This is a genomic window from Paenibacillus sp. FSL M7-0420, from assembly GCF_038002345.1.
Taxonomy (GTDB): domain Bacteria; phylum Bacillota; class Bacilli; order Paenibacillales; family Paenibacillaceae; genus Paenibacillus_AQ.
On sequence record NZ_JBBOCJ010000001.1, the window covers coordinates 1,858,963 to 1,873,116 of the forward strand.

Annotated in this window: 11 protein-coding genes; 9 read left to right on the top strand and 2 right to left on the bottom strand. The window is 53.9% G+C overall.

The features are described 5' to 3' along the window. Nucleotides 1–99 precede the first annotated feature (99 nt). Nucleotides 100–1,665, top strand: coding sequence for a glycoside hydrolase family 43 protein (locus MKX51_RS07875; protein WP_340991962.1), 1,566 nt, complete (start codon nucleotides 100–102; stop codon nucleotides 1,663–1,665). A gap of 30 nt (nucleotides 1,666–1,695) precedes the next feature. Then, the gene (locus tag MKX51_RS07880) at nucleotides 1,696–3,147 is read left to right on the top strand and encodes a glycoside hydrolase family 28 protein (protein ID WP_340991963.1); all 1,452 of its coding nucleotides are present in this window, start codon (nucleotides 1,696–1,698) and stop codon (nucleotides 3,145–3,147) included. Between the two features lie 25 nt (nucleotides 3,148–3,172). Here the strand turns inward: MKX51_RS07880 and MKX51_RS07885 are convergent, their stop codons facing one another. After that, entirely contained in the window at nucleotides 3,173–4,042 is an 870-nt protein-coding gene (locus MKX51_RS07885) for a helix-turn-helix domain-containing protein (RefSeq protein ID WP_340942479.1), read from the bottom strand. 73 nt (nucleotides 4,043–4,115) lie between these two features. On the opposite strand from MKX51_RS07885, the gene MKX51_RS07890 reads away from it, so the two are divergent. The 4 genes from MKX51_RS07890 (at nucleotide 4,116) to MKX51_RS07905 (ending at nucleotide 8,000) form a co-directional block, all read left to right on the top strand. Continuing rightward, complete coding sequence (locus MKX51_RS07890; RefSeq protein ID WP_340991964.1) at nucleotides 4,116–5,006, top strand: pectinesterase family protein; 891 nt, start codon at nucleotides 4,116–4,118, stop codon at nucleotides 5,004–5,006. Nucleotides 5,007–5,060: 54 nt separating this feature from the next. Beyond that, entirely contained in the window at nucleotides 5,061–6,095 is a 1,035-nt protein-coding gene (locus MKX51_RS07895; RefSeq protein ID WP_340991965.1) for a dienelactone hydrolase family protein, read from the top strand. 35 nt (nucleotides 6,096–6,130) lie between these two features. Then, entirely contained in the window at nucleotides 6,131–7,258 is a 1,128-nt protein-coding gene (locus MKX51_RS07900) for a glycoside hydrolase family 88/105 protein (protein ID WP_340991966.1), read from the top strand. A 127-nt stretch (nucleotides 7,259–7,385) separates the two neighbouring features. Then, nucleotides 7,386–8,000, top strand: a complete 615-nt coding sequence (locus tag MKX51_RS07905) for a uridine kinase family protein (protein WP_340991967.1) — start codon at nucleotides 7,386–7,388, stop codon at nucleotides 7,998–8,000. Between the two features lie 154 nt (nucleotides 8,001–8,154). Here the strand turns inward: MKX51_RS07905 and MKX51_RS07910 are convergent, their stop codons facing one another. Beyond that, nucleotides 8,155–8,466: a DinB family protein gene (locus tag MKX51_RS07910; protein WP_340991968.1), complete on the bottom strand. Its 312-nt coding sequence runs from the start codon at nucleotides 8,464–8,466 to the stop codon at nucleotides 8,155–8,157. A gap of 289 nt (nucleotides 8,467–8,755) precedes the next feature. Between MKX51_RS07910 and MKX51_RS07915 the strand changes: the two genes are divergently transcribed. From MKX51_RS07915 to MKX51_RS07925, 3 genes are all read left to right on the top strand, one after another. Beyond that, nucleotides 8,756–11,710 (top strand): S-layer homology domain-containing protein, encoded by a 2,955-nt coding sequence (locus MKX51_RS07915; RefSeq protein WP_340991969.1) that lies wholly within the window; start codon nucleotides 8,756–8,758, stop codon nucleotides 11,708–11,710. A 672-nt stretch (nucleotides 11,711–12,382) separates the two neighbouring features. Further along, nucleotides 12,383–13,132, top strand: a complete 750-nt coding sequence (locus MKX51_RS07920) for a response regulator transcription factor (RefSeq protein WP_340991970.1) — start codon at nucleotides 12,383–12,385, stop codon at nucleotides 13,130–13,132. Then, nucleotides 13,129–14,064: a sensor histidine kinase gene (locus tag MKX51_RS07925; protein WP_340991971.1), complete on the top strand. Its 936-nt coding sequence runs from the start codon at nucleotides 13,129–13,131 to the stop codon at nucleotides 14,062–14,064. Before MKX51_RS07920 ends, MKX51_RS07925 begins: the two co-directional genes overlap by 4 nt. The last annotated feature ends 90 nt before the right edge of the window (nucleotides 14,065–14,154 follow it).

Sequence of the window (14,154 nt, forward strand, 5' to 3'; positions counted from 1 at the left end):
GCAAGAAATTTAAACTTATACGAACTATAATGGGTTATGCTTACCTATCGTTGATTGAGTATTTGTACATAATGCCCGTGTGAAGGAGGACTTCCGAATTTGAGAACATTCCGTAATCCGGTGCTGCCGGGCTTCTATCCAGATCCTTCGGCCATCCGTGTAGGAGAGGACTATTATTTGGTCACTTCAAGCTTTGAATTCTACCCCGGGGTTCCGATTTTCCACAGCAGGGATCTTGTCCACTGGCGCCAGCTGGGCCATGTGCTGGACCGTCCGTCCCAGCTCAATCTGGACGGGATTCTCCCGTCGAGGGGGATTTGGGCGCCGACCCTCCGGTATCATCAAGGTCTCTTTTATATGATCACAACGTTCGTAGATAATCACAAGGACCCGCATAATTTTTATGTCACATCCGCCGATCCGGCGGGAGACTGGTCAGATCCGGTCTGGCTGGAGGATGCGCCCGGCATTGATCCTTCCCTGTTCTTCGATGAGGACGGCAAGGTCTACTACACCGGTAACCGGGTGCCTCCCGGAGGCCAGGATTATCCGAAGCATATGGACATCTGGCTGCAGGAGATTGATCTGGCGCAGGGCAGGCTTACCGGTCCGAAGCACAGTCTCTGGCAAGGTGCGCTGAAGACTGCCCATGCCCAGGAAGGGCCGCATCTGTATTCCATAGGAGGATGGTATTATCTGCTGATCGCCGAGGGCGGCACCGGCCATACCCATGCGGTAACGGTTGCCAGAAGCCGGAACGTGACAGGGCCTTATGAGGGGCACCGGGCCAATCCGATCCTGACCCACCGCCATCTCGGCAGGGAGTACCCCATCGTGAATACGGGTCACGGGGAGCTTGTGGAGACGCAGCACGGGGATTGGTGGATGCTCTGCCTGGCCTCCCGGACCTGCGGGGGATATTACCGCAACCTGGGCCGGGAGACCTTCCTGAGTCCAGTCAAATGGGAGGACGAATGGCCGGTAGTCAATCCCGGCAAGGGCGTACTTGAGCTGGAGGGGCCAGCGCCGGATCTGCCGGTGACGCAGTGGCCGCTGCTGCCGGTGCGGGATGATTTTGCTGCCGGGGAGCTTAGCCCGATCTGGAACTTCCTGCGCACGCCGCGCGGTGAATTCTGGAGCCTCACCGAGCATCCGGGACATCTGCGGCTGCGGCTGAAGCCGGAGGTGCTGGCGGATATAGAAAATCCGGCTTATATCGGAAGACGGCAGCAGCATCTCAGCTTCAGAGCCGCAGCGGAGATGCGCTTCCAGCCGGAAGCCGCAGGCGAGAGCGCCGGACTGGCCCTGATCCAGAATGCGGACAACCACTTCCGTTATGAACGGACGCTGGAGGATGGCAGGCAGCTGCTGAAGCTGACCGTGCGCAGCAGAGGAGCTGAGCAATTGCTGGCCTCTGTGCCTTATCCGCTGGATACCGTACAGCTTAAGGTAGAAGCCAGGGGGCAGGATTACAGTTTTTATTATAGAGCTTCAGTATCAGATACCTGGACCGCACTGCATGAACAGGCTGACGGCCGGGTGCTGAGCACGGATTGGGCCGGTGGTTTTACAGGGGCCTATATCGGAATGTATGCCAGTGCGGGCGGAGCACAGAGCAGCAATGTTGCGGATTACGGCTGGTTCAGCTATGAAGAGCTTGAATAGATCTTGATTAGACAGAGATGGAGGAATACGATGAATAATAAATATGATTCCGAAGCTTATCCAATCCCGGAGCTGCCGCAGATTCCGCAGCGGACCTTCTGTATTACAGACTATGGGGCAGAAGCTGAAGGGCTGCTCTGTACATCTGCTATACAGGATACCCTGGATGCCTGCGCAGCTGCGGGAGGAGGAACGGTGATCATCCCGCCGGGAATCTGGCGTACCGGGCCGCTGACGCTGCACAGCCGGATCAATCTGTGTGCCGAGCGGGGGGCACTGGTACGCTTTGAACCCGAGTATAATCTGTATCCGCTGCTGTTCTCCCATTACGAAGGGACTGCCGGCTGGCGGTGCCAGGCTCCGCTGGACGGTGAGGATCTGAGCGATGTAGCCATTACCGGTGAAGGCATCTTCGATGGCAGCGGTGAGGCCTGGCGTCCGGTGAAGCGCTTCAAGCGGACGGAACTGGAGTGGAATAGCCTGCTTGCTTCCGGGGGAGCCTTGGATGAACAGGGTGAGATCTGGTGGCCTTCCAAGGAAGCGCTTACGGGAGAAGCTTATGTTCTGAAGCTGAAGGAAGGCGGCGAGACAGCAATGGAAGCCTACCTTCCTGCCCGTGCGTATCTGCGTCCAGCGCTGCTGAGCCTGCGGAATTGCCGCAGAGTGCTGCTGGAGGGCCCGACCTTTCAGAATTCTCCTGCCTGGTGTCTGCACCCCATGGGCTGTGAGCAGGTTACAATCAGACATATTCAAGTGCGCAATCCATGGTACTCCCAGAACGGGGACGGGCTGGATCTGGAGTCCTGTACACATGCGCTGGTCGAGCACTGCGGGTTCGATGTAGGCGACGATGCCATCTGTCTGAAATCGGGCAAGGATGAGGAGGGCCGCCGGGCAGGAAGAGCTTGCCGGTACATTACGATCCGTCATTGTACGGTCTATCACGGGCATGGCGGGGTAGTGATCGGCAGTGAAATGTCGGGCGGTGTACATGCGGTCCGGGTGAACGACTGCGTGTTCATGGGTACGGACATCGGGCTGCGCTTCAAGAGTACCCGGGGAAGAGGCGGCGTAGTAGAGGATATCCTGGTGGAAAATATACAGATGTCAGGCATCGTCCATGAAGCGGTATCCTTCCACCTGTTCTATGCCGGGGTTGAGGGGTCTGAGGGCTATGACGAGCAGGAGGTTCCGGTCACGGAGGAGACTCCGCAGTTCCGTAACATTACGCTGCGGAATATGGCCTGCCACGGGGCGGCAACCGCGCTGCTGGTGAACGGGCTGCCGGAAATGCCGCTTGCTGCGCTTACGGTGGAGAACTTCACCGCCATAAGCAGGCGGGGCATCATCCTGCGCCATGCAGCAGGTCTGAAGCTGGACCGGATCAGGCTGCAGACGCAGGAGGAGCCGCAGGTACAGATGCATAAGTGCAGTGATGTTGAGCTTGTCCGTTCAGGAGAGCTGGCCATCACGGAGCTTTAAGCAGAGGTGCGGGACGGACCGGATACTAGCCTCGGGACTCCGGTGCAGGCTGCGCTCCCGCTTCCTTACGGTACTGGAGCGGGGTCAGGCCGGTTGATTTTTTGAAAGTTTTATTGAAATGGGACAGATGCTCGAAGCCGACTGCCCCGGCAATCTCCTGGATTCTGGCGGGGGTCCCGGCCAGCAGACGCTGGGCCTCTCGGACCCGGATATGGACGATATATTCCCGGAAATGAAAGCCGGTCAGACGATGAAATACCCGGCTCAAATAAGAGGGACTGATGAAAAAGTCCTTGGCGGTCTCTTCCAGCGTAAGCGCTTCCCGGTAATGGGTGCGTATATAGGTGGCGACATCTGTTACCAGATGGTGCAGCGGATGGCGGGTGCCGCCAGCCTGGGCCGTACTCTCCGAACGCTGGAGCAGAATCATCAGCTCGGTCAATAGCGCGGTGACACAGGCTTCGTACAAGGGCCGCCGGATGCGGGATTCCTCCAGCATGCGGTTCAGCAGGGACTCCGCTTCATTCTGCTCGCGCAGGGTCAGCCTGAACAAGCGGTAGCGGCGGCTCTGGAACCACTGCTGCTCGTCCCTCAGCACCGGAGGCAGCAGCAGCGGGTCATAGTTGATCAGAATCCGCTCGAACTCGGCCTTCTCGGAGCTTGCCGTGGAATGGAGCTCGCGGCCGGGAATCAGAATCAGCTCGCCTTTGTGAACCGTAACCACCCGGTCGTCCACAAAATATACACGCTCCCCGTCCGTCAGATAATACAGCTCCGTCCATTCATGGCTGTGGGGGCGCGGCATCGCAGTGATGCCTTTGCGCTTCATATGCTGGATGCTGAAGCGTCCGTCTTCAAGATAATATTTGGGATTAGGGCCAGATACGCTGTTCATACATCTCCTCTTCTCCTGGAAGCTGTTACAGTTATTATAGAATACATTCAGGTTGCTGTGAAAGGAGCCGTCCATGTTAATTATAGTCTCGAAGAATGCCGGAGAAGGATTCAGCAGTCTGCAGGAGGCGCTGGATTCCATTCCGCCGGGGGAGTTGCAAGCCGTAACCATACGGATTAAGCCAGGGATCTATGAGGAAAAGGTTACGATCGCCCGCGAAGCCCCGCCCATCCTGCTGCTGGGAGAGGATCAGCATTCCACCATTATCTCGTGGAATGATAATGCCCATACGCTCGGCGCGGACGGTGAACCGCTGCGTACCTTCCGCACCGGGACGCTGAATGTGTTCGCAGAAGGCTTCACTGCCGAGAATCTGACGATCCGCAACACTTCCGGCCCGGGAACAGGACAGGCGGTCGCGGCGTTCGTGGATGCCGGGCAGGCTGTGTTCCGGCGTGTACGTCTGTTAGGGGACCAGGATACTCTGTATACCGGGCCGGGGCGGCAATATTATGATGATTGCTACATTGAGGGGGATGTGGATTATATTTTTGGTCCGGCTACCGCGTTGTTTGACCGCTGCCATCTCCATAACAAGCGCTCGAGAGGGTATATCACAGCGGCTTCAACGCCGGAGGGAGCCGCCTTCGGTTATGTGTTCCTGGATTGCCGGATTACCGGCGGCGAAGGGGTAAGTGAGTGCTATCTCGGACGCCCTTGGCGCCCTTACGCGCATGTTGCCTTCATCCGCACGGTGATGGACGGCTCGGTGACCGGCGAAGGCTGGCATAACTGGGGGCAGCCGGACCGGGAGCAGACCAGCCGCTATGAAGAGTATGGCAGCAGCGGCCCGGGCGCTTGCCCCGAAGGCCGGGTGGCGTGGTCACGCCAATTAACTGCGGAGGAAGCCGCACAGTACCGGATTCTGTCTGTGCTGGACGGCTGGCATCCCGAGGGCTATTAATCGCTTGGGCCGTGGTTCACCCGAACCCAGTAACAGGATTGGAGGATATCCCTGATGGAATCACTTGAACAATATATCAATCAACTGACGGCTTCTGCACCGCGCAGCTCTGCCTTCAGGGCAGACCTTCCATTCGGACAATGGCGGGCATCCCTTGCCGCAGGATTCATAGAGCGGCTGGGCGGATTCCCTGCTCAGAGGGCAGCGCTTGAACCGGTACAGCTGGAGCGGACAGTCTGTCCCGGCTATATCCGCGAACGGGTCGGGATTACCACCTATGAAGGACTGCGAATGGCTATGTATCTTCTGCTCCCGGAGCAGCCGCTGTCTTCGCCCTGCCCGGCTGTGCTGGCTATTCACGGGCATGGCTACGGCAGCCGCGAGATCACCGGCTTGAGCCCGGACGGGTCGGAGCGGACGGGGGACCCGGGTCTGCATAAGGATTTTGCCGTCTCCCTGGTGAAGCAAGGCTTCGTCGTTGCGGCTCCCGAGGTACTCGGATTCGGAGACAGGCGTCTGGCTGAGGATCTTGCCAGCGGCGAGCCCGGACGTAATTCCTGCTTCCGCCTGTCCGCGGCGCTGTTGATGACAGGGCAGACGATGGCAGGCTTCCGCATCTATGAGACGATGCGGGCGCTGGATTATCTGCAGCAGCGGGATGAGGTTGACGGTGAGCGGATCGGCATTATGGGCATCTCCGGCGGCGGGCTGGTGGCAGGCTTCACGGCTGCACTGGATGAACGGATCAGCAGTGCGGTGGTCAGCGGCTACGCCAATACGTTCCAAGACAGCATTCTCACACGGAATCATTGTCTGGACAATTACATTCCGGGCATTCTGCTGGAAGCGGAGATGCCGGACCTGCTGGGCCTGATTGCACCGCGCGGGCTGTTCCTGGAGGCGGGGGATGCGGACCATTTGTTTGGTCCCGCCGCCGCGAGGCAAGCCTTGGACCGGCTGGAGCTGATTTTTGCGGCAGAGGGCCATGACGGGCGGCTTGCGGCGGATTTTTTCACAGGGGGTCATGAGATTCATGGGGAACCGGCGTATGCCTGGCTGCTTAAGCAGCTTGCCGGTCCGCAGGAGTAGGGTAACAGGTAGCGCAAATGACAGGAGGAATAGAGATGTCTATATCAGAAGCAGTAAGCACAGGCTTATCCCGCAGAATTGCGGATACATTCATCGGTCAATGCAATGAACAAGGGGAGCATGAGTATGTGATGGAGCGCTGGGCGTATGTTCCCGGCATGCTGCTGATGTCAGTGGCCCGGGCCGGGGTGCAGCATAGCGAGCCTGAGTACCTCTCCTTCATGCAGCGGCATATGGACAGCTTCATCGGGGAGGACGGAAGCATCCGCTCCTATTCGCTGGAGGAATATAACCTGGATCAGATCAATCAGGGTAAGAATCTGTTCTGGCTGTACCATCAGACGGGCGAGCAGCGCTACGCGGAAGCCGCCCATCTGCTGGCAGCGCAGCTCATCGGACAGCCCCGGACCTCCGAAGGCGGCTTCTGGCATAAGAAAATATATCCCTTCCAGATGTGGCTGGACGGATTATACATGGCTTCGCCGTTCCTGGCCGAATACGGGGCGGTCTTCGGGCGTCCGGAGTTGATCGATGAAGCCGCCCGTCAGCTGCTGCTGATTGAGCGCAGAACCCGTGATCCGCGGACCGGCCTGTTCTATCACGGCTGGGATGAATCCAGGGAGCAAGAGTGGGCGGATTCCTCCACCGGATTGTCCGCCCACTTCTGGAGCCGGGCGATGGGCTGGTACGCGATGGCCGCCGTGGACTGCCTGGAGCACTTCCCGCTGACCCATCCGCAGCGGGGTACGGTGATGGGGATTTTTCAGCGGATGTGCGGTGCGCTGGTTGAGGTGCAGGATCAGGAGAGCGGACTCTGGTATCAGGTGCTGGATCAGGCGGGACGCAAAGGTAACTACCTCGAAGCGACAGGCTCCTGCATGTTCGTCTATGCGATGGCCAAAGCCCTGCGGCTGCGTTATCTGGAGCCTTCCTTCAAGGCAGCGATGCTTCGGGGCTACGAGGGAATCCTTAAGCATCTGGTTACCGAAGACGAACAAGGTGTTCATCTGCACCAGATCTGCCACGGGGCAGGCCTCAGCAAGGACCGCAACGGCTCCTACGATTACTACATTTCCGAAGCGGTTGTATCAGATGTACCAATGGGTGTAGCGCCGCTGCTGCTGGCATCTCTTGAAGTGGAGAGGTACGTTGCCGGGCAATAGACAGACGGCGGAATAAGCTTCACCGTTGCCGGGATTTTGCTGGAAGGGCATCAGCTTCCCAGGCCGCATTGTATGATAGTATAAGATGTTATTACATCTATCAAGGATATGCGGAGGACACAGGCCAATGGAACAGGAATTACAGAGAATCGTCAAGTGGATCAGCGGTCAGACCGGGAGGGTTATCATAGGGATTTCGGGTCACGGAGCATCAGGCAAAACCACATTTGCCAGTCGTCTGATCAGCCTGCTCGGGCAGGAGAATGTGAATCTATTAAATACGGACCCTTATATTATCGGTTCTAGTCTCAGGAAGTACGCGATGATTGACTATGAATATAACAATGAACATCACCGTGATAAAATGACGGCGTGCCACCCGCTGGCCCATAACGTTGCCGCGCTGGAGCGGGATATCCGTATGCTGAGGGACGGCCTCGGCCTGTATACTATGGATACCCACTACACCAAGAGTATGCTGTTATCTTCACGCAACAAGATTAATATTGTTGAAGGCATGAGTGTGGCTTTTACCGATCCGGGGCTGTATGACCTCAAAGTATACCTGCACACGGATGGGGAGACCGAGCTGAGGCGCAGGGGAATCCGGGATGTGGCCGAGCGGGGCACGGATATCGGATACTTAATGAAGTCCCATGAACAGCGTAGAATTCAGTATGAATTATTCATGCATCCGTATCATGAGAAGTTCGAGATTGTGATTAGGAATCAGGAAGCTTAGTTTCTGACCACAAGTAGGTTAAAAAGCTGCGGCTCCATCTATCCAGATTTCAGTGGACAGACGGGGGCGCAGTTTTATGATTTAGGGACCGCAACTGATGCTGCATATTTCTCTATCTGCTTCTTATGATGCTTGTCGTGGGAGATGAAATCTCTCAGATACCTGCGATGTTGAATTTCTTGCCGTCCCCATCGGGATGATTCTGTTCCAGCGCCGCATTGGCATTGAATGCATTGAAGTCCAGATGCGCAGCTGTCAGCGGCAGGCCTTCTTGGATTTTGACCAGGGCCTCTTCATAAAAGTATTTGTCCCACAGCATGATGTGGCAGAGGACATCCTGCAGGGACCATTTTCCGGCCTCCAGCGGAGCCTCCCAGTCTGCATCTTCCAAGCGGTCCAGCGATTGAATATAGGTGATGAACGATTCAAATTCAAGTATGAGCTGCTTATTGGTTTTGGCTGCCATGATCATTCCGCCTTTTCTGTCAGATTGAATAAGAGATTATATCACTCATTATAATATGAGAAACTGGACGACAGCCTGTCAGGTTCACAGAATTCATAGACCGGATGATAAATCAGTCATTAGGAGGTTTTTTTCACTTTCCCGGTTAGAAAATAAAATCCGGAAATATACCAATTTTTTACCGGAATCATGCTATAATTTTAACGGATTCATAGGGCTTAAGGATTAGATAGAGCAAGGGGATTTATAATTTGTATGCTTTTATAACTACATAGTCGGGGGAATCAGTTTGTTTATCACGAGAAGTGTAAGAAAAAAAGTAATAGCTGGAGCACTCGCCATATGTCTTGCGATATTGCCGGCTGTCTCAGCTTTTGCGGGCAATGTATCCGATCTCGGTGGTAACTGGGCGAAGAATCAAATCAGTAAATGGATGGATCAAGGTCTGATCGCCGGCTACCCTGATGGTGAATTCAAGCCGAATAATCCGGTGACTCGGGCGGAATTAACGGTTTTGATTAATAGGGCTTTTGGATTCACTGAAACGAAAAAAGCTAATTTTAGCGATATCTCCAACAGTAAATGGTATTATACAAGTATTTTGCAGGCTAATGCTGCGGGCTATGTTCAGGGCTACGAGGATGGGACCTTTAAGCCTGATCAGAAGATCAACCGTCAGGAGCTGGCTGTGATCATTAGCAAGCTGCTCAAGCTGACAGCACCGGCTGCGGCTCCGGAGTTCAGAGATATTACTAAGAGTGCAGCTTGGAGCAAAGGTGCTATCGGGGCTGTAAGCGAACAAGGTATCATGACGGGTTCCGGTGATGGGAACTTTCGGCCCCTCGCTTATGCAACCCGGGCAGAGACCGTAGTCATTTTGGACAGGGCTCTATCCTTGCTAAATGCAGATTCCGATGAATATGTAATCATCTATGAAACACCAGGTATATATGGTCCGTTGTCAGGAATGTCGGAAGTAGACAGTGATGTAGTGGTCAGCGTGCCAGGTATCACACTCCGTAATATGAATATCACTGGAGATCTGCTGCTGGGAGAAGGCATAGCTGAAGGCGATGTGCGGCTCCAGAATGTAACAGTAAGAGGAAATACCGCAATTGAGGGCGGCGGGGCTAACAGTATTCATCTTGCGGATTCCACACTGGGTTCTGTGCGTGTTGACAAGGAAGAGGGCAGTGTAAGAGTGGTTGCTGAAGGAAAGACCCAAATCCATAACCTTCAGATTCAGTCCGCTGCTGCCGTTGAATCCCTCACCGGTGCTGAGATCAGTACCCTTACGTTATCACCTGAAATTCCAGCCGATGCCCGCATTCTGTTGACCGGCAGCTTCAAGGCTGTAAATATTCTTGCATCACGCCTTAACATTGAACTCAGCGGGGGCACTGTCGAGACAGTCAATGTTGATAAGACAGCGGGCAGTAATAAATTGGCCAATAGCAGCAATATCAAATCTATGACAATGAACGCCGGTATACAAGTATCGGGTAAAGGCAACATCGGGAATGCGGTAGTCAACGCTTCGGGCATTACAATAGAGAATGCTCCAGGTAATCTTGCGATCGGCACTGATGTTCCGGCAGATGTGAAAGTGAATATAGCTGGTTCTGATAAAACAGTAGCTGCGTCTTCTGCAGTTCCTACAGCGGCTGTGTTAGTTGGCGGCGGAGGCGGAGGAACTGGTGGAGGCGGCAGTACGGCTGAAACACCGGCGCCAGCAGCGACACCAACAGCAGCACCAACGGAGGAGCCAACAGCAAAGCCAATACCAACAGCGGAACCAACGGCAACGCCGACACCAGTAGCAACGCCAGAACCTACGGCAACGCCGACACCAATAGCAACGCCAGAACCGACAGCAACGCCGACACCAATAGCAACGCCAGCACCAACGGCAACGCCGACACCAATAGCAACGCCAGAACCGACGGCAACGCCGACACCAGCGGCGACAGCGAAGCCAACGGCGGTAACTTCACCGTCACCATCGCCGTTAGCGACACCAACGGCGGTGAATTCACCGTCGCCATCCCCATCCTCGTGGCCGGTAGTAACACCCATAGTAACACCTGGGTCAACGGTGGCCCCCACACCGCCCATTGTAAATCATGGTGTTGTAAAAGGTTTCATTGAGCGTGCAGACGGGAAGGTTGTAGATTCAGGTACTATATACTTAGTACGGGATAGCGATCATATGACTTACACCTCTGCTTTGACAAAAGGGGAATTCTCTATAGATTTGCCGGATGGGACGTACAGAATTTACTCCATGCGTTCTACAACTACACAAGAGAATATTTCACTCTACTATATGTTTTACGTTATGAATGGCAAGGCTGACCGGGAAGTGCATATTCTCATTCCTGAGCAGCAGGCAGGTATGATACAGTATTCGGACGGGACAATAGTTGAGGATGGAGAAATTTTTGTACAGCGCCTGGACAGCGGGCCGATTGGCTGGTATAGTGCCAAAATCCAAGCAGGCAGGTTCAACTTTAATTTACCCGACGGTCATTATAACGTAGAAATGTTAATCTATGGCGAAACTAACAATCAATTAAGAATTAATTATTTATTTGAGGTCATTGACGGGAAGAGTAATCTGAATATAAAATTGCCTCCAAAAATTGAAGGAAGCATTACCTTCGCGGACGGCTCCCCGATTGATGACGGATGGCTGGAAATTAGAGAAATGAATGCTCAGAATTTCGGGGTTTATACGGTCAATGTGGTTGCAGGTAAGTTTGATCTTTATCTGCCGGATGGCGACTATAGTATCCTGACCTTAAATACTGAAGATGGAAGAGCTATAGATTTACGTACGCAGATAAAGATTGTTAACGGTGAACCTGCCGCCGGGCCGATAGAAATCAAAGTACCTTTAGCAATATCAGGCAGGATATATAATGAGGACGGAACTCCATATGCTGATGGAGTATTGATGATCGAAGAGGTGGGTCCTGCTTCTCCGCTTCTATATGCTGCAACTGTTAAGAAGGGTCTGTTTGATTTCTATCTGCCGGACGGCTCATACCGGGTACATCTTTTAGCGGAAAATATGTCCTCCAGCTACAATGTCAAATTCCCGTATTACAGGTTCTCGGTGCTGGATGGGCAGTCTGATCCGCGTGAGCTTGTAATCCATTTGCCAGCGAATAATGTGACCGGTACTTTGAAATATGAAGACGGGACAATTGATCCCCTGGATATTACTTTGGCTAAGGAATAATAACCAAATACAGCAGATTATCAGAAATAACAGAGCAGCGCTTCTCCCGTTACTTGGAGAGCCGCTGCTTTGTTGCATATTGTACTGGCGGTATCAGCGGGTAATATGCAGTCAACCCAGAGTTAAGCTGCTGAGCAGTGATGCTGTATTTGAATAATGTTGCAGATATTACAACTTGGTTCTGTAAATAGCTTTTGTTCGGAGGGGGTTGTTGCACGAAATGCAAGAATTTTTCTATTAATCCGCCTGTAGGTGGAGAAATGCTGCAATTCCTACAACAATTCTAATTTATGGACGCTTTTATGAGCAGAATGTTGTATTATGGGCATGATTTTAAAAAAAGAAGCGGCGTACCCTCTACCCCATACTGTAAGCTAATTGAGAGCTTGTTGCGGCAACGGCAGTTGGAAGTTCTATCAGTAATTATGGTGAAATCCGGAAGTATGTTACTAACTTAAGTTCTGAGTGTAGAGATAGCTCTTTTTAGTAGAATCGCGTCCGCAGCATTGGTATACTTTAACAAAAGATCCATCCGATCATGGTATTGTCATTGAAATCAGTGATTTTTGCTTGTCGCAGATCTATATACTCGGGCTTGTAGAAGCCGGCGTTAGTTTGTTATAGCTGCCTGTTACTACATGCGATGTTAAATAGAAGTACAGGAGGTTCATTATGCAACAGAGGGTGCTGCTGATCGAGGATGATGAAGCGATCAGCGAAATGGTCCATTCTTATCTGACCAAAGAGGGCTATGAGGTGGAGATCGCATATGACGGGGACATGGCAGTGAGCAAGTTCCTGGGCGGCCTTACTTACGATCTGGTATTGCTGGATTTGATGCTGCCGAAGCGCAGCGGCACGGATGTGCTGCAGATCATCCGCAGCGGCAGCCTTGTGCCGGTGCTGATTATGTCGGCGAAGGACAGCGATGTGGACAAGGCGCTGGGGCTGGGCTTCGGCGCGGATGATTATATTACGAAGCCGTTCTCGATGATTGAGCTGGCGGCCCGGGTGAAGGCGGCGATCCGCCGGGCGGGGTATGCTGCATCTGGAAGCCAGGCTGCTGCCGGGAGCGGATCGCAGGGCAGCGGGGAGTCTCAGCCAGAGAAGCCGAAGGGCATCGAGCTGCGCGGACTGAGCGTGGACCTGGATAACTTCTCCGTGCGGAAGAACGGGCAAGACCTGAAGCTGACCGCCAAGGAGTTCCACATCCTGAAGCTGTTCGTGAGCAGTCCAGGCCGGGTATTCACCAAGGCACAGATCTACAGCCAAGTCTGGGAAGAGGATTATTTTGGCGATGAGAACGTAATTAATGTACATATGCGCAGATTGCGTGAGAAAATTGAGGATGATCCCTCCCGTCCAGAGTATATCAAGACGCTGTGGGGGATCGGCTACAAGCTGGGGGATGTCCTATTATGATCATCCTGTTGCTGGTTCTGCTTGTGCTGCTGCTTGTGATCACTACGCTGCAGTTCCTGAATTCACGGCAGCATGCCCGCCAATTGGACTACATTCACTATAAACTGGAGAGCATCATAGAAGGCGGATCGCATGAGCGGCTGCTGCTGATGAGCAGCAGTCCGCAGGTGCAGCAGCTGCTGACCGATCTGAACCGGCTGCTCGATGTCAATCATCAGGGAGCGGCCAAGCGGAGTAAGCTGGAGCAATCCATGCGCGGAATGCTGGCGAATGTGTCGCATGATCTGAAGACGCCCCTGACGGTGGTGCTGGGCTATATTGAGACGCTGCTGCATGATGAGGCGATATCCAAGGAAGAGCAGGAACGGATGCTGCGGACGATTCACAACAAGGCTGGTGAGGTCATTGTGCTGATGAACCGGTTCTTTGATCTGGCGAAGCTGGAGTCCGGGGACCGGGATATCCCGCTCTCGCGGGTAGAACTGGGCGAGGTCTGCCGCCGGAATATTCTGGCCTTCTATGATCTGCTTAGTGAGAGCGGCACGGATGTGCAGATCGAGATCCCGGAAGAGCCGCTTCATATCATGGGCAACGATGAGGCGCTGGACCGGATTCTGACGAACCTGCTCTCTAACGCGATTACCTACGGTAATGCAGGGGGAGTGCTGGGGCTGAAGCTGTACCCGGACGCCGGACGGGTCTGCATAGAAGTGTGGGACCGGGGCAAGGGCATTGCCGAAGGCCACGAGGATAAAGTATTCGAGCGGCTGTACACCCTGGAGGATTCGCGCAACCGCGACTACCAGGGCAGCGGCCTGGGGCTGACGATTACGAAGCGGCTGACCGAGCAGATGAACGGCACCATTTCCCTGAGCAGCCAGCCACACGTGCGTACGGCGTTTACGCTTTCTTTTCCCAGACAGTCCTTCTGAAGCTTCTTAAGAATTAAGTAAGATTTCAGTAAGAAAAAAGCAAATTCCGCCCTGTAGAATAAATACCAGGAAGAACAAGACGAGGCTAAA

Coding starts and splice junctions, on each gene's coding strand:
- MKX51_RS07890 (WP_340991964.1), top strand. CDS start 4,116: ATGTTAATTATAGTCTCGAAGAATGCCGGAGAAGGATTCAGCAGTCTG.
- MKX51_RS07925 (WP_340991971.1), top strand. CDS start 13,129: ATGATCATCCTGTTGCTGGTTCTGCTTGTGCTGCTGCTTGTGATCACT.
- MKX51_RS07910 (WP_340991968.1), bottom strand. CDS start 8,466: ATGGCAGCCAAAACCAATAAGCAGCTCATACTTGAATTTGAATCGTTC.
- MKX51_RS07900 (WP_340991966.1), top strand. CDS start 6,131: ATGTCTATATCAGAAGCAGTAAGCACAGGCTTATCCCGCAGAATTGCG.
- MKX51_RS07920 (WP_340991970.1), top strand. CDS start 12,383: ATGCAACAGAGGGTGCTGCTGATCGAGGATGATGAAGCGATCAGCGAA.
- MKX51_RS07905 (WP_340991967.1), top strand. CDS start 7,386: ATGGAACAGGAATTACAGAGAATCGTCAAGTGGATCAGCGGTCAGACC.
- MKX51_RS07880 (WP_340991963.1), top strand. CDS start 1,696: ATGAATAATAAATATGATTCCGAAGCTTATCCAATCCCGGAGCTGCCG.
- MKX51_RS07895 (WP_340991965.1), top strand. CDS start 5,061: ATGGAATCACTTGAACAATATATCAATCAACTGACGGCTTCTGCACCG.
- MKX51_RS07885 (WP_340942479.1), bottom strand. CDS start 4,042: ATGAACAGCGTATCTGGCCCTAATCCCAAATATTATCTTGAAGACGGA.